We start from the raw sequence: 14,341 nt of genomic DNA, 5'->3' as shown, positions 1-14,341 counted from the left end.
GCGGCCCCGATCATGAAGCGCTCATGACTCACCACCTCGATGCGAGCCCGCTGATCGGCTCGCCTCCGGAGTCGGATCTGGAGGACCTCTACGAGCACGCGCCGTGCGGGTACCTCTCCACCCTGGTCACCGGAGAGATCGTCAAGGTCAATGCCACCTTGCTGACATTTCTGGGCTACTCCCGTGACGAGCTGATCGGCAGGCGCCGGTTCACCGACCTGCTCCGCGTCGGCAGCCGCATCTACTACGAGACGCACTACCTGCCGCTGCTGCAGATGCAGGGCACGGTGGGCGGGATGGCGATGGATCTGCGCGCCGCCGACGGCAGCCGGTTCCCGGCGCTGCTCGCCTCGGTGGTCAAGCCCGCAGAACCGGGTTCGGACCGGCCGGCACTCGTGCGCACCACCGTGTTCGACGCCCACGATCGGCGCGCCTACGAGCACGAACTGCTCACGGCCCGCCAGCACGCCGAGCAGGCCCGCGCGGAAGCCGACCAGGCCCGTGCCGAGGCCGAACGCGCCCGTGCCGACGCGAACCGCGAGCGGGAGAGCGTCCAGCGCCTGGCGTCGACGTTGCAACGCTCGCTGCTCCCGCCGACGTTGCCGACCGTCCCCGGGATGGACGTCGCCTCCTACTACCACGTCGCCTCACCCGACGAGGTCGGCGGCGACTTCTACGACCTGTTCCCGATCGGCAACAACCAGTGGGGTCTGTTCCTCGGCGACGTGTGCGGGAAGGGTGCCGTTGCCGCCGCGGTGACCTCGCTCGCCCGCTACACGGCCCGAGCCGCCGCGGTGAACGACCCCGACCCGATCGCGGTCCTGAACGTGCTCAACACGGTGCTCAACCACGAGTACCACGGCGACGACCCGCGCTTCTGCACGATCATCTTCGGGCTGCTCACCCCCGGCACCGGCACGGCCACCGTCACCCTGGCCAGCGGTGGCCATCCCGCGGCGCTGCTGCTGCGCGCCGACGGCACCACAACCGCCCAGACCACACCGGGTGGGCAGCTCGTCGGCGCGCTGCCCGACGCGCACTTCGCCGCCGTCACCTTCATCATGGCCCGCGGCGACACCCTGCTGCTGTTCACCGACGGTCTCACCGAGGCACGGATCGGCAACACCCGTACCCGCTATGACGAGGAGGCCCTGCTCGCGCACGTCGCGCCGCAGGCCCCGACGACGGCGCCGGCGCTCATGACGAACCTGCGGGAGCTGTTGGCGAGCTTCGGTGACGGACTCGACGACGACGCGGCGCTGCTGGCACTCAGCATCCCCGCAGCGCACTCCCCCACAGCGCACATCCCCGCAGCGCACTCCCCCGCAGCAGGCCCACCAGGGAGCGACCATGGCTGAGCTGACCGTCGTCTCGCACGCGATGGATGCCACCGCAGTACTGGCGCTGGTGGGTGACCTCGACCGGACGACCGCGCACCGGGTCCACACCGCGCTCGATGCCCTCGTACTGGCACCCGGCCAGCAGCTGGTGCTCGACCTCGCCGGGCTCGAGTTCTGCGATTCCCGCGGCATCAGCACGATGGTCGCCGCCCGCAACATCGCCGTCGCCGCAGGTGCCGGCATCGCGCTGGCCGGGGTCCCGCAGCGGATCTCCCGGGTCCTGCGCATCATGGGGCTGGAGCAGATCATCTCCCTCTTCCCGACACTGACGACGGCCGTGGACGCCTGGACCCCGACGAAGGTGTAGGTCTGCCGTGAATCGGGCACCTTGGACCGTATGCCGCGTCAGCTGCAGACCTCGACCAGGCGCGGACGTCGATCAGGGGGAGGTGTCGCCGTGGCGGGTGACACCACGTCGGCTGCCGGCGACCCGGGCGGAGCGGGCGACCTCGCTGCGCGGCACTGGCACCTGCCGCCATCGGCGTCGGCCGCGGCAACGGTCCGCAACCGGCTGCACGTGTTGATGACCGGATGGGGTGTCAGCGAGGACTCCTGCGACCGGGCGATGTTGATCGTCACCGAACTGGTATCCAACGTCGTCGACCACGCCCACACACCGCTGACGGTGACGGTGCGCCCGGATGGCGGAATGCTGCACGTCCACGTGCAGGACGGCTCGGCCCTGCCGCCGGCCCTGCAGCCACTGGACCCGCTGGCCGTCCGGGGCCGTGGCCTGCAGATGATCGATGCCCTCACCACGAGATGGGGCTGGACCCTCGAGGGCACCGGGAAGACCGTGTGGGCCGTGGTCGATCTCGCCGATGAGGCTCAGCACCGCTAACGTTGCCCCCACGCTGACGGTGCCGGCGCTCCCCCCAACGGTGGCGTGAGCGTCCACCTGTCGTGCGAGATTGCGAGGGCAACGGGTTTGAGCTCCCCCACCGACCCCGACGACATCGTCGAGGTGCTTGCGCTGACGGCTGATCGACCGCGCCCGGATGTACTGGTCGTCAGGGTCGTCGGGGAACTGGACATGATCACCGCACCACGGCTGACGGCGTATCTGGCCTCCGCGGTCGGCGCCGGTGTCCGGCACCTGGCTCTCGACGTGAGCGCGGTGACCTTCCTCGGCTCGCACGGGATCTCGGCGCTGGTCGCCCTGCGCGACAACGAGGCCGGGCATCCCGCCCGGATCCACCTGATCGGCGCGCGGGACAACCCCCGGGTCCGGCGGGTACTCGACATCGTGGCCCTCACCGCCACCTTCTCCGACCATCCGACCGTCGCCGACCTGATCGCGCGCATCGACCCGGTTTGACCCCTGGCACGCCACCTGCAGGTCTGACCGGCCCCCAGGGGATCAGGCACAGGGGTTCAGGCTGACGCCGCCGAGGGCATCGCCGCCGGGCGCCCGTGCTGTGCGGCGACGGGCCCGAGGAGGTGGCTCGGCCGGGGCTGCCCGGCGTCAGCGGTGGGGCCGGGTGCGACGCGCAGCACGGCCGTCTCGCCCACCGGCCCGTCGACGATCGCCTGCACGACGTCCGCGACGTTCCGGTAGGGGCGCATCGGCAGCGTGTGCAGCGACGCGGTGGTCAGGGCATCTGCGCCCTAGTACTCGGCGGGCGCGATGAGCTGCCACCGGGCGGCGGGGAACGCCAGACCGTCGAGGATGCAGGTCATCCGGTACTCGATCGTGCGCATGCTCGTCCGCTGCATGGTTTCTCCTCGACTACGACCCGCTCGGTGCACACCGGTATCGCCGGGAAGCGTGCGCCCACCTGTATCGACCACATCGAGCCCCGCGCGGCGCCGGTCGATCCGGCAGCCGTGTGACGGCAAAGTCATGCTGTGCGCACTGGGCTCGGACGAGACCCGCGAGCGGCCGGCCCCGTCGATCGATCCGCGGATCCGTCCACCGCGGGGAACGAGGCCTGCGCCATGGATGCATCTCCTCGACCACCCGCGCGATGACCGGGCCGCCGGTGCTCGACCTCGAGCACCGCACCCGCAGCGGATGTGTCGTGGTGGTACCGCGCGCCACGCTCGACCTCAGCACCTATCCGCAGCTGCGCGACAGGTTGCTCGAGCTGGCCGCCGACCAGCCGGTCGCGCTGGTCGTGGGGCCGTCTCGCGCTTCCTGCCGAGCTCGCGCAGCGTCGAGGAGGCGGTGTCGAGGAGGCGGTGTCGAGGAGGCGGTGGCGAGGAGGCGGTGGCGGGCCCACCTGACCGGCGGCGCAGGCAGCTCGACCTCGAGTGCGAGCCCGGTGCCGCCCGGGTCGCCCGACGCTGGATCCGCGACGTCTGCACGCAGTGGGGCATCGAGGCGGAGGAGGCCTGCGAGTCGGTCGTGCTCGTCGGCTCCGAGCTCGTCGACAACATGGTCCGCCACGCCCGCACAGCGGGGCGCCTGCGCCTCGAACAGCACTCCCGGGGCCTGTCCGTCACGGTCACCGACGCCGCCGACAGCCCACCCGTCCACCGTCCGGCTCGAGCGGTGGGACGGCGGGCTCGGCCTGCGCATCCTCGGCACCCCCATCCTCGGCACCCCTGTCCTCGGCACCCCTGTCCACGTCCGGTTCGACGTCCTCGCGGGCGTCGTCCTAGGTCTCGTTCTGGTCGGCCTCGTCGTGGTCGGCCTCCGCGCCGCGCACGGCTGCCGGCTGTTCCTCGGGCTCCGCCATGTCCGTTCCTCCGGCCTCGTCGCACGGGTGGTGTCGTGGGGGTGCTTTCGGCGCAAGCCGTACCAGCCCGCGCGGCCGGGCGCTGGGTGTGGCGCCCGGGCGCTGCATCGATTCGACCGCGGCATCGTTTCGGCTGCGGCGATCGGGGTATCACGCAGTCGCCGTGTGCATCGGCCGGGACGGCGATCCCGACACTGCTGGTTCATGACGGTTGGGCCGACGAGGAAGGGTCGTGGCGGGAATGCCGATGACAACCGGACCGGACACGCGCGCCGATCCACCGCGGACGGCGGCGACGGTCGGGTCCGAGCTGCGCACGATGTTGCGCACGCGCGCCCTCGACGTGCCCCTGCCCGGGAGCGGCGAGACCGCGGCCCGGTGGGTCCACCTCGCCGGGTGGGGCCGGCGCGATCCGGCGCTGGCCCGCCTCGCCGAAGGCCACGCCGATGCCGTCGCGATCCTCGCCGAGGCCGGTCGATCCGCGGCTGCCGCCACGCTGTACGGCGTGTGGGCGTCGCGGTCCGGACGCACCGGGGCCCGGCTGCACGGGTCGGGCACCACGCTCCGCCTCGACGGCACCGTCCGGTTCTGCTCGGGCGCGCACATCGTCGACCGCGCGCTGGTCGTCGCCGACCTCGATGTCTCCGACCTCGGTTTCTCCGATCTTGGGGGCCCCGACGACCGGGTGCTGATCGACGTCGCCGTCGCACCGCCCGGTGCCCGCGCCGATCCCGATTCGTGGCAGACCGCGGCGATGGCCGCCGCCGACACCCTCGACGTGGTTTTCGACACGCTCCCGGTCGCACGCGACGACATCGTCGGCTCGGCCGGCTGGTACACCTCCCGGCCCGGGTTCGCCCTCGGCGGCGGCGGTGTCGCCGCGGTGTGGTCCGGAGCCGCGCGGGGGCTGCTCGAGCGCGCCGCCCGGCTGCTCCCCGCCGATCCGGACGCGCACCAGCTCGCGCACCTCGGCGAGTTGCACTGCATGCTCACCGCGACCGCCGCACACGTCGACGCCGTCGCCGCCGCGATCGACCGGGGTGACGGCGAGGTCGCCCGGCGCGTCGGCGAGCTGCGCGGGAGCGTCGAACGGGTCGCCCGCGACGTGGTGGAGCGGGTGCCCCGCATGCTCGGACCCGCCCCGCTGAGCCGCGACGCCGCGCTCGCCACCACCCTCGCCGACCTCGCTCTCTTCATCCGACAGCACCACGGCGAGCGCGACCACGCCGCGGTCGGTCGATCGGTGCTCGACGAGTCGGCGACGCGATGAGCCCCGCTCACTCGCCGGCGACACCACGTCCGGTCACCGCGCCCGAGCGGTGGCGCGAGGCGCTGCGCGACAGGAACCTGCCCATGTTCGACGCGACGGCGCACCGCCGGGTGGTGCTGATCGCCGCCCATCCCGACGACGAGACGCTGGGCGCGGCGGGCACGCTCGCTGCGCTGCGCGCTGCCGGTGCGGAGATCGTCATCGTCGTCGCCACCGACGGTGAGGCGGCCTACCCGGGCCTCGGCCCGGACGCGCGTCAGGAGCTCGCGCGGGTACGCCGTGCGGAGCTGGACGCCGCGCTGCGGGCCCAGGGTCTCGGCGGGGTGGCGGTGCATCGGCTGGGGCTGCCGGACTCCCGGCTCACCGAGCACAGCGAGCGCCTGCGCGAGCTGCTGCGGCCCCTGCTGGCCACCGCCGACGCCTACCTGGCCCCCTGGCCCGACGACCCGCATCCCGATCACCGCGCGGCCGGCCTCGCGGCGGCACAGGCCGCGCCGGTCACCGCACACGGATGGTCCTACCCGATCTGGATGTGGGCGTGGACGGACCCGGCCGACGGCGCCATCCCGTGGGACCGCGCGCACACCGTCGCTCTGGACGCGGCGGGCCGGGCGGCGCGGCGGGCCGCGGTGGCGTGTTACGCCTCCCAGGTCGACAGCGGGCCAGCCGGGGCGACGCCGGTGCTGGCCGAAGGCCTGCTCGACCACGTCGACCGCCACACCGACATCGTGTTCCGCGAGCCCCGCACGACCTCCGCCCCGATCTCCCGGTTCGCCGACCTCTACGCGGACGGCAACGATCCGTGGCGCGCGACGTCCTGGTACGAACGGCGCAAACGCGCCGTCGTCATGGCCTGCCTGCCGCGGGAGCGCTACGGGCTCGCGTTCGAACCGGGCTGCGGTACCGGTGAGCTGACGCTCGAGCTCGCGACCCGCTGCGACCGGGTGCTGGCCGCCGATCCCGTCGCCGACGCCGTCGCCAGTGCCCGGGCCCGCACGGCCGGACACCGCGGCGTCACGGTGGAGGCGGCTGCGCTCCCGGACGTACCGCCGGGACCGGTGGACCTGGCCGTCGTCAGCGAGGTGCTCTACTACCTCGACGACACCACCCTCGACGCGACGCTGACCGCGCTGACCGGCGCGCTGGGCACCGGCGGCGACCTCGTGTCCGTGCACTGGCGCGGCTGGCCACCCGAGGCCCCGCGTTCCGCCGAGACGACCCACCAGCTGCTGCGCCGCCACGAGCGGCTGGATCCGCTCGTGGAGCACGCCGACGAGGACTTCCTGCTGCTGGTGCTGCGCCGCCGATGACAGGACACCGGATCACCGCGGTGGCGGTCGTCATCCCGGCCAGGGACGAGGAGGAACTCATCCGGCGGTGCCTGCTCGGCGTCCGCAACGCGCTGCGCGCCCTGCCCGACCACATCACGACGGCGGCCGAGGTCGTGCTCGACGGCTGCCGCGACGACACCGTGGCACGCGCCGAGACCGTGCTCGACGCCTGGCCGGAGGCAGGACTGCTCCACGTGCAGCGATCGCGGGGCCGCCCGGCGGAACACGCCGCCGTGGGCCGCCACCAACTCGTCCACACCGTTGCCGGGGCCGGCGTCGGCGCGCTGCGTGACCTCGGCATCCGCCACCTGCTGCGCCGGCTGCGCCACCACGACCCCAGCACGACCTGGCTGCTGAGCACCGACGCGGACTCCGCCGTGCCGACCGACTGGGCCCTGTGCCACCTCGAGCACGCCACCACCGGCGCCGCCGCCGTGGCCGGGACGGCGGATCTCGACGGCCCCGCCGGCGTCACCCCCGGCGCCCGCCGCCGCTATCGCGAGCTGGTGCGCGACCGCACCTCCGGGCCCACCCACGGGCACGTCTACGGCGCGAACCTGGGTGTGCGCGCCGACGCCTACCTCGCTGTGGGCGGTTTTCCCTGGCACGGCTCGGGGGAGGACCACGGCCTGTGGGAACGGCTCCGCGCCGCCGGATACCCGCTCGAACAACCCACCGGGGTGCGCGTACTGACGAGCGCCCGCCTGCGCGGCCGGGCCGCCGGTGGACTCGCCGACCTCCTGTCCGGGCTGGACGCCACGGACGAGACCGCAGCGGACGCCGCCACGCAACCGCAGGTGGGCCCGGCCTGAGGTGGCAGGTGCACCGCGCGACCGAGCTGTCAGTGGGCCTTGTGGAACGCGTCGAGCACCTCGGACGGAATACGGCCGCGCTCCGAGATCTTCAGGCCCTGCTTCTGCGCCCACTCCCGAATCGCCTGGTTCTGCACCCGGTCCGAGCTGGGCCGGGCCGCCACCACGGCAGCACCACGCCGGCTCGACCCACCCGCACGCCGCGCGGCCGCAACGAACGGGGCCAGCACATCCCGCAACTGCGCGCTGTTCTTCTCCGACAGGTCGATCTCGTAGGAACGGCCGTCCAACGCGAACTCGACCTGGCCGTCGGCTTCCGAACCGTCCAGATCATCGACCAACGTCACGGTCGTCTGCTTCGCCATGTTCCACCCCTCAAGAACTGTCGTGACGGCCCGTATCCCGTCGGGATTCGGGGCCAACAACACGACAAACGAAATTGTCATCACCGACAATAGTGCATTGGTCCGACCGGCTCGATTACGGACACGCCGCCGGACAGATCCGCGTCCCGAGGCCGCCATCAGCACGGGGTAACGGATCAAAAGCGCAGTGCGAGCAGTCCCGCGGCGAGAGCTCCCCACCGCCGACGCTCGACGAAGGCAGCCGTGACCACCGCACAGATCGACCAGCTCCTCGACTCCGACCACGCCTGGGCCGTCGTCGACGTGGAGACCTCCGGATTCCATCCGGGCAGCAGCCGGGTGCTCAGCGTCGCCGCGATGGCGCTGGACCCGGCCGGACGGCCGGTCGGGCCACGCTTCAGCTCGCTGGTCAACGCCGGGTGCGACCCCGGTCCCGTCCACGTCCACGGCATCACCGCCGCGCGGCTGGCCACGGCACCCACCTTCGGCGAGATCGCACCGCGCCTGCTCGAGGTGCTCGACGGCCGCATCCTCGTCGCCCACAACGCCGCGTTCGACCACGGGTTCCTCACCGCAGAGGCCGACCGGATCGGGCTGGAGCTGCCCGTCCGGCAACGCCTGTGCACCCTCGCGCTGAGCAGGCGGCTCGGGATCGACGTGCCCAACCACAAGCTGGCCACGCTCGCCGGCTACTGGGGCGTCCCGCAGCTGCACGCCCACGACGCCGCGGACGACATGGAGGTCCTCGCGCGCATCCTCACCCACAGCCTCCTGCTCGCGGCTCGTCTGGACATGCCGCTCCCCCTGATCGGGGTCGACGGCAGGACCGGCACGACCCCCTACCCACCCCGCATCACCACCCCGCCCTGCCCATGGAGCCACCCCGGGCGGCTCGAGGCCGGCCGACCACTCGTGCAGGGCATGAAGCTGGCGATCACCGGGGCCACCCGCGAACCCCGCGAGATGCTCGTCGAGCGGATGGTCGGCGCGGGTCTCGACGTCCAGCAGTCGGTCAGCAGGCTCACCAGCGCGCTGGTCTGCAACGATCCCGCGCTCGAGACGCGGAAGGCGGCCCGCGCCCGCGCCGAAGGCATCCTCGTGATCGACGAGCTCACGCTCCGGCACCTGCTCGACGACGTCCGCCACGGTGCGCCGCACCTCTCGGCGCCACCGGAGCGACGTCCACCTCGACCGGCCGCCACCGTGCGCGGGCCGCTCCACGGGCGCCGCGTCCTCGTCATCGGCGGCACGCACGGGCAAGCGGCCGCCGTGCGGACCGAGGTCACCGCGCTCGGCGGTGTCGCGGCCGTGAACTTCAGCGCGGGCGTCACCGACGTGATCCTGATGGCGGGCGGCGAGACCGACAGGAGGCTCCCGCGCATCCGCGCGGCAGAGCTCCCGCTGCACAGCGGCGCCGTCGCACTCGGTATCCCGCTCCCGGCGCCGATCCTCGCCGAGCCGGGGGTCGCAGAACCGCGTGGCACAGTGCCGGGTTACGTCGGCCGGCACCGCTCCGACGTCGCGGGAGCAGGCGTACCGGTGCTCCCCCGCGGGGCGGTCATCGACCTGCCCGACGAGCACGTCTGGACGGTCAACGTGGCCTGGCGGGCCGACGCGCTCGCCGACGGCACCGCGGTCGATGTCGTCGCCCTCCTCGTCGACGCCGACGAGCGCGTGATCGCCGACGAGGACTTCGTCTTCTACAACGCCCCGCTCAGCGAGCACGGCGCGGTCGGGCTGTCGACGGACGGCGACAGCGAGCAGAGCGTGCGCGTCGACCTGGACCGGGTCTCCGGCGAGCACCACCGGATCATCATCGCGGCAGCGCTGGACGGCGACGCCACCTTCGGCGAGCTCGGAGCGGTCACGATCAGCGTCGACGGCGACACGGCCACCGCCGCCACCGCGACCCTCGACGCCGGCACGACCGAGCGCACGATGGTCCTCGCGGAGATCTACCGGCGCAACGGGATCTGGCGGCTGCGCTCGATCGGTCAGGGCTACGACGACGGGCTGGCCGAGCTCGCCGGCCGCCACGGCGTCGCGGTCGCCTGACACGCGTCCCCGCCTCCTCAGCCGGCGACGATGTCGATCGGTCCCGACCCGGTCCTGGCGTGGATCGTGCGCGGAGCGGCGGGGTCGTTCACGACGCCGACATGCACCGGGCCGATCGCCGTCGCGGCGTCCACGCGGTAGCTGCCACCGGGCACCGTCACCCGCACCGGACCCGCGACGGTCCCGACCGTGACGGACTCGGGTGCGGACACGAAGCTCGCCCGCACCGGGCCGCCGACGGTGGAGGCGTTGAACCGCGGCGTGTCCAGGCCGACCGCCTCGATCCCACCCTCGACCGTGCGGACGGTGACCGGTACCCCGGACGGGACGGTGATCGACTGCTCGGTCTCGCACCCGATGTTGAAACCGGCGCAGTCCGAGCCCAGCGTCAGCACGCCGTTCACCACGGTGCCGGTCAGCACCGGCTCGTAGCCTGCGGCCCAGCGCCGGGTGGCGGTGTCGACGACGTCGCCACCGCTCGACCGGTGCAGCCCGACGGTGCACTCGTCGACCTCGACGACGATCTCGCGCACGCCGGCGAACGAACGTGTGACCGTGTCTTGCTGCAGCGATCCGGCGCCCGCGGCGGCGCGGTGCGGTCGGGGTGGTGGCGGGGCGGAAGTGTTGTTGTCATGGATCGAGACTCCGCCGGATCGCGATCCATCGACACGGGCGCAGCACCGGGATTCGGGGAGGGTTTACCCTGATTCCGGGTGGGCGAACAGGAATGCGCCGCCGCCGGGTTCGAGCAGGCCCGACTCCGCGGCAATTGTCGCGAGGCGCTGATACCCGAACGGTCAGGACATCAGAAAGTCCATCGCGTTGCGCCGCCCGGGGCGACCGTGGCGAGAGCCGTCGCGCTCCGCGCCGTGATCCGGTAGACGAACCACGGCGGCGGCCCCGCCGCCGGCGCGCTGAATGCGGCGGTGATCGCCTCGCCGCTCTCGTCGACCTCGGCGGGCCACCCCCCTTCGGCCCAGCGCACCACCATGGCCGCGACGGTCGGTGCATCCGTGATCCGATCGGCGGTGCCCTCGACCGCCAGGTCGAACTCGTCCATGGCGATGCTCAGCACGCAGCGCGCGTCGCGGGCCAGGTTGCGACCCTTCCGGGTGCCCGCGCCCGTCTCGAACCAGAACGTGCCGTCCACCCACAGCGCTCCGACGGCCGTCACGTGCGGGCTCCCGTCGGGGTTGATCGTGGTCAACCAGCAGGTGTGCCGGTTCGGGCCGCCGGCGCCCGGTGCTTGCGGGATACCGCCCTGCAGCCGGGACTCGATGCTCGACCACTCCAGCAACGGCAGCGTGTACAGGTCAGCGAGATTCGCAGCGTCCATGCCCGGTACGACCGTCGCGACCCGCCGAACTCATCGGTGGTCCCGATCTGCGGTCACAGCGCGGCGTGGCGCCCGACGGTGAGCACCCGGCCGTTGTCGATGATGCGCTCGGCGAACGAGTCGATGGCCGTGGCGAGGTCACCGCCGCCCTCCCCGCCTCGATCCTCCTCGTTCCAGTCGGCGAGCTGCTCCAGCAACCAGCGTCGCCAGCCGTTCACCAGCCGGGCGAAGACGTCCATCCCGGCGGTGGTGAAGCGGTACGTACCCGCGGACTCCACGAGGTAGCCGGCGTCGACGAGCTGGCGCGCGGTCGGCTCGAAGATCCCGGCCGGCACGTTGGCCAGCGCCCCGATCTCCTCCATCGTCGCGGTGCCGTCGTGCGCCGCAGCGCGGTAGACGGCCCGATGAGCCAGCCCTGCGCGATGGTGACATCCACCCCGGACCTGGCGAAGATCTCCGGGCTCGGGTCGGTCTTCGCGCGGCTGATGCCCGACGTCGCGACACCGAGGTCCGCGTAGTCCGTGGTGCTCTGCACCACGATCATCGGGACCTGCATGATCAGTCCGATCCCGGCCCCGAGCACGATCATGAACGCGGCCATCGCCCAGTAGCTCGTGGTCGCGTCCAGCGACGACATCAGGTACAGCCCGAGCACGATCAGGACGAAGCCGAAGTAGTCGATGCGAGGCTTCCCGGTGGCCCGCACCGCCGGCAGCGCGATCAACGCGATGATCAGCACCAGCGCACCGAACGGGAGGTTGACGTAGAACGACCACCGCCAGCTGAGGTGGTCGACGAACAGCCCACCGAGCAGCGGACCGGCCACTGTGGACACACCGAATGCCGCGCCGATGAAGCCCTGGTACTTGCCGCGCTCGCGCAGCGGCACCACATCGGCGATCACGGCGGTGGCCGTGACCATCAGGCCGCCACCACCCAGGCCCTGCACCGCCCGGAAGATGATGAGGGTGGTCATGGAGTCGGCCCAGCCCGCGAAGAACGACCCGATCATGAACAGCGCCACGCTGACGACGAACGCCCGCTTGCGCCCGAACAGATCACCGAACTTGCCGATCAGCACCGTCATGATCGTCTCGGCGAGCAGGTAGGCCGTGACGACCCAGGACAGGTGCGAGCCGCCCCCGAGATCGCTGACGATCGTCGGCAGCGCCGTCGCCACGATCGTCTGGTCCAACGCGGCCAGCAGCATCCCGAGCAGGATGGCCCCGACGATCAGGTTCCTGGTCCTGCTGCCCAGCTCACGGGGTCCGCGCAGCGACGTGTCCACTTCGGCCACGACCATGGTTGGCACCCTCCTCCGGTCCGGGAGAAGGATGGGGCGCGCGCCGGACACCCCTGTCGATCTCCGCCGATCTCAGTCGATCGTGTTCACCCGCACCGACACCGAGGGCGCCGCTCTGAGCTCCCTGGAGCGCGGCCGCATCTGGGGCCAGGACCCCGACCCACGAGGAGTTCTGACCGGCCCCGATCGGCGGCCGCAGCACGGTCAGCGGGGGATACCGACAACCCGCCGGTCCGGCGCCTGCGTCCCGGTCGGGACGTCGGCGGCAGGCGGCGCGCCGGATCCCAGGCGGCCCAGCACCTCCGGGGTGATCCGGCCGTAGGCGGCGGGCGCGATCGGGTTGAGCCAGTGCGACGCCCGCACCCGCTTCGCGACGTTCACGCCGAGGTCGCCGAGCACCTCGTCGACGTTGTGCATCGAGAACGGGATGATCTTCGCGCCCCGGCAGTGGTGCGCGTCCGTGGCGGTGTCCATGAACGCCAGCTGGTCGACGACGGCCTGCCGCATCACCGGTGCGTCGGGCAGTGCCACCGCTCCGGCGAGATCCGCGGCGATCCAGACTGCCGCCATCTCGGCGTTGAGCGGGCTGAAGAACGACGAGTTGTAGCCGTTGAAGTACAGGCCAGGCACCTCGAGCGGCCGGATCTGCCGGTACAGCAGGAAGTTGCCGCGCTCGTCGAAGAGGCGCTGCTGCACGTCCGCGGGCAGGAAGGGCACACCCTGGGTGAAGCCCGTGGCGCAGACGACGAGATCGGCAGGCAGCATCGTGTCGTCGCTCAGCTCGGCGACGGGCTGCCCGTCGCGGGCGAGCAGCCGGGTGATGGTGCGGTCCCGGTGCACGGCGATGCTGCCGTCGCGCACGCCCTCGAAGAACCCCTCGGTGACGAGGCCGATCGCCCCGCGGACGATGCCCTCCATCTGCCCCGTCGGCACCAGGCCGAGCTCCGCCAGCCCGAACTGGCGCACCGACACCGAACCGATGGAGTTGAGCATCCGGCTGCGCAGGCCGTTACCGGGCCCGTGCAGGAACCTCTCCAGGCCGCGCAGCCGGATGTAGCGGAACAGGGCCTCCCCCATGCGGGTCAGGAGCAGCATCTTGAAGTTGAGGACGCCGGCGATCCGGCGCGGCACCTTCCAGAGCAGCTGCCGGGCGATCACGGTGGTGCTCGCCGCGACCCTGCTGACCGGGACGGTGACGTCGCACGCGGACTTGCCGTAGCCCACGACCAGCACGTGCTTGTCGCGTGCCTCCTCGGCGTCGAGCAGTTCCGTGCCCGCGCAGAGCCGCCCGCCTGCCGCGGCGAACTCGTCCCGGCCGGGGAAGGCCGGGATGGCGGGCTCGCAGAACACCCCGTTCGCGACGACGAGCCGGTCGAACGACGCGGTCGACGTCGCCCCGGTGCCGTCGGTGCCGTCAGTGCCGTCAGTGCCGTCGAGGACGTCGACGACGTCGAGGACCCAGCGACCGTCCTCGGGTCGGGCCGCCGTCACCGTCGTGCCCAGTCGCAGGCACGGGACGATCCCGTACGCGGCCGCGTACGACGCCAGGTACTCCTGGATCTGGGCGCCGGTCGGCCACTCCGGGAACTCCCGGGGCATCGGGAAGTCCGAGAACGAGTACTGGGCCTTCGGGCTCTGCGTGGTCAGGCCGGGGTAGCGCCGCGTGGCGCTCCACACACCACCGACGTCGGGTGTCCGGTCGAAGACCGTGACGTCGTGTCCGGCCTGGAGCAGCACCTTCGCCGTGGTGAGCCCGGCGACGCCGGCACCGATGATCGCGATGCGCAT

Annotated in this window: 16 protein-coding genes; 9 read left to right on the top strand and 7 right to left on the bottom strand. The window is 72.4% G+C overall.

Annotated elements, in window-relative coordinates:
• Positions 1 to 23 precede the first annotated feature (23 nt).
• The 4 genes from ACFPFQ_RS32355 (at position 24) to ACFPFQ_RS32340 (ending at position 2,718) form a co-directional block, all read left to right on the top strand.
• A complete protein-coding gene (locus ACFPFQ_RS32355; protein WP_379625688.1) occupies positions 24 to 1,358 on the top strand; it encodes a SpoIIE family protein phosphatase in 1,335 nt (444 codons plus the stop codon).
• A complete protein-coding gene (locus ACFPFQ_RS32350; protein ID WP_379625686.1) occupies positions 1,351 to 1,707 on the top strand; it encodes an STAS domain-containing protein in 357 nt (118 codons plus the stop codon). The genes ACFPFQ_RS32355 and ACFPFQ_RS32350 overlap by 8 nt, the downstream gene beginning before the upstream one ends.
• Positions 1,708 to 1,797: 90 nt before the next feature.
• Positions 1,798 to 2,241, top strand: coding sequence for an ATP-binding protein (locus ACFPFQ_RS32345; RefSeq protein WP_379625684.1), 444 nt, complete (start codon positions 1,798 to 1,800; stop codon positions 2,239 to 2,241).
• Between the two features lie 87 nt (positions 2,242 to 2,328).
• On the top strand, positions 2,329 to 2,718 hold the full coding sequence (locus tag ACFPFQ_RS32340) for an STAS domain-containing protein (RefSeq protein WP_379625682.1): 390 nt from the start codon (positions 2,329 to 2,331) through the stop codon (positions 2,716 to 2,718).
• 56 nt (positions 2,719 to 2,774) lie between these two features.
• On the opposite strand, the gene ACFPFQ_RS32335 is transcribed toward ACFPFQ_RS32340, so the two are convergent.
• Positions 2,775 to 2,966: a hypothetical protein gene (locus ACFPFQ_RS32335; protein ID WP_379625680.1), complete on the bottom strand. Its 192-nt coding sequence runs from the start codon at positions 2,964 to 2,966 to the stop codon at positions 2,775 to 2,777.
• 103 nt (positions 2,967 to 3,069) lie between these two features.
• Here ACFPFQ_RS32335 and ACFPFQ_RS32330 point away from each other — a divergent pair, with 103 nt between their 5' ends.
• The 4 genes from ACFPFQ_RS32330 to ACFPFQ_RS32315 are packed head-to-tail and all read left to right on the top strand — an operon-like array spanning position 3,070 to position 7,494.
• Positions 3,070 to 4,332, top strand: a complete 1,263-nt coding sequence (locus tag ACFPFQ_RS32330; protein ID WP_379625678.1) for an ATP-binding protein — start codon at positions 3,070 to 3,072, stop codon at positions 4,330 to 4,332.
• The gene (locus tag ACFPFQ_RS32325; RefSeq protein ID WP_379625677.1) at positions 4,329 to 5,351 is read left to right on the top strand and encodes an acyl-CoA dehydrogenase; all 1,023 of its coding nucleotides are present in this window, start codon (positions 4,329 to 4,331) and stop codon (positions 5,349 to 5,351) included. The genes ACFPFQ_RS32330 and ACFPFQ_RS32325 overlap by 4 nt, the downstream gene beginning before the upstream one ends.
• Positions 5,348 to 6,661 carry a PIG-L family deacetylase gene (locus ACFPFQ_RS32320; RefSeq protein WP_379625675.1) on the top strand — a complete coding sequence of 438 codons (1,314 nt, stop codon included), beginning with the start codon at positions 5,348 to 5,350 and terminating at the stop codon, positions 6,659 to 6,661. Before ACFPFQ_RS32325 ends, ACFPFQ_RS32320 begins: the two co-directional genes overlap by 4 nt.
• Positions 6,658 to 7,494, top strand: coding sequence for a glycosyltransferase (locus tag ACFPFQ_RS32315; protein WP_379625673.1), 837 nt, complete (start codon positions 6,658 to 6,660; stop codon positions 7,492 to 7,494). Before ACFPFQ_RS32320 ends, ACFPFQ_RS32315 begins: the two co-directional genes overlap by 4 nt.
• Before the next feature lie 29 nt (positions 7,495 to 7,523).
• Here ACFPFQ_RS32315 and ACFPFQ_RS32310 read toward each other — a convergent pair whose 3' ends face one another.
• The gene (locus ACFPFQ_RS32310) at positions 7,524 to 7,859 is read right to left on the bottom strand and encodes a histone-like nucleoid-structuring protein Lsr2 (RefSeq protein WP_379625950.1); all 336 of its coding nucleotides are present in this window, start codon (positions 7,857 to 7,859) and stop codon (positions 7,524 to 7,526) included.
• Positions 7,860 to 8,102: 243 nt separating this feature from the next.
• On the opposite strand from ACFPFQ_RS32310, the gene ACFPFQ_RS32305 reads away from it, so the two are divergent.
• The gene (locus tag ACFPFQ_RS32305) at positions 8,103 to 9,914 is read left to right on the top strand and encodes a TerD family protein (RefSeq protein ID WP_379625671.1); all 1,812 of its coding nucleotides are present in this window, start codon (positions 8,103 to 8,105) and stop codon (positions 9,912 to 9,914) included.
• Positions 9,915 to 9,931: 17 nt separating this feature from the next.
• On the opposite strand, the gene ACFPFQ_RS32300 is transcribed toward ACFPFQ_RS32305, so the two are convergent.
• From ACFPFQ_RS32300 to ACFPFQ_RS32280, 5 genes are all read right to left on the bottom strand, one after another.
• On the bottom strand, positions 9,932 to 10,447 hold the full coding sequence (locus tag ACFPFQ_RS32300) for a hypothetical protein (RefSeq protein WP_379625670.1): 516 nt from the start codon (positions 10,445 to 10,447) through the stop codon (positions 9,932 to 9,934).
• 272 nt (positions 10,448 to 10,719) lie between these two features.
• Positions 10,720 to 11,250: a pyridoxamine 5'-phosphate oxidase family protein gene (locus ACFPFQ_RS32295; RefSeq protein WP_379625668.1), complete on the bottom strand. Its 531-nt coding sequence runs from the start codon at positions 11,248 to 11,250 to the stop codon at positions 10,720 to 10,722.
• 53 nt (positions 11,251 to 11,303) lie between these two features.
• Positions 11,304 to 11,489 (bottom strand): hypothetical protein, encoded by a 186-nt coding sequence (locus ACFPFQ_RS32290; protein ID WP_379625666.1) that lies wholly within the window; start codon positions 11,487 to 11,489, stop codon positions 11,304 to 11,306.
• The gene (locus ACFPFQ_RS32285) at positions 11,465 to 12,553 is read right to left on the bottom strand and encodes an MDR family MFS transporter (protein ID WP_379625664.1); all 1,089 of its coding nucleotides are present in this window, start codon (positions 12,551 to 12,553) and stop codon (positions 11,465 to 11,467) included. Before ACFPFQ_RS32285 ends, ACFPFQ_RS32290 begins: the two co-directional genes overlap by 25 nt.
• 204 nt (positions 12,554 to 12,757) lie before the next feature.
• Entirely contained in the window at positions 12,758 to 14,341 is a 1,584-nt protein-coding gene (locus tag ACFPFQ_RS32280; protein WP_379625663.1) for a flavin-containing monooxygenase, read from the bottom strand.

This window comes from Pseudonocardia sp. GCM10023141 (assembly GCF_042653605.1).
Note: the sequence above shows the minus strand (reverse complement) of the source record. Positions and strands in the feature narration are given on the sequence as shown.

Bases quoted from the DNA above. Each gene is read 5' to 3' on its own strand.
- ACFPFQ_RS32280 (WP_379625663.1), bottom strand. From the start codon at position 14,341: ATGCGCATCGCGATCATCGGTGCCGGCGTCGCCGGGCTCACCACGGCG.
- ACFPFQ_RS32295 (WP_379625668.1), bottom strand. From the start codon at position 11,250: ATGGACGCTGCGAATCTCGCTGACCTGTACACGCTGCCGTTGCTGGAG.
- ACFPFQ_RS32350 (WP_379625686.1), top strand. From the start codon at position 1,351: ATGGCTGAGCTGACCGTCGTCTCGCACGCGATGGATGCCACCGCAGTA.
- ACFPFQ_RS32335 (WP_379625680.1), bottom strand. From the start codon at position 2,966: ATGCGCCCCTACCGGAACGTCGCGGACGTCGTGCAGGCGATCGTCGAC.
- ACFPFQ_RS32290 (WP_379625666.1), bottom strand. From the start codon at position 11,489: ATGGACGTCTTCGCCCGGCTGGTGAACGGCTGGCGACGCTGGTTGCTG.
- ACFPFQ_RS32320 (WP_379625675.1), top strand. From the start codon at position 5,348: ATGAGCCCCGCTCACTCGCCGGCGACACCACGTCCGGTCACCGCGCCC.
- ACFPFQ_RS32310 (WP_379625950.1), bottom strand. From the start codon at position 7,859: ATGGCGAAGCAGACGACCGTGACGTTGGTCGATGATCTGGACGGTTCG.
- ACFPFQ_RS32315 (WP_379625673.1), top strand. From the start codon at position 6,658: ATGACAGGACACCGGATCACCGCGGTGGCGGTCGTCATCCCGGCCAGG.
- ACFPFQ_RS32325 (WP_379625677.1), top strand. From the start codon at position 4,329: ATGACAACCGGACCGGACACGCGCGCCGATCCACCGCGGACGGCGGCG.
- ACFPFQ_RS32285 (WP_379625664.1), bottom strand. From the start codon at position 12,553: ATGGTCGTGGCCGAAGTGGACACGTCGCTGCGCGGACCCCGTGAGCTG.
- ACFPFQ_RS32355 (WP_379625688.1), top strand. From the start codon at position 24: ATGACTCACCACCTCGATGCGAGCCCGCTGATCGGCTCGCCTCCGGAG.
- ACFPFQ_RS32330 (WP_379625678.1), top strand. From the start codon at position 3,070: ATGCAGGTCATCCGGTACTCGATCGTGCGCATGCTCGTCCGCTGCATG.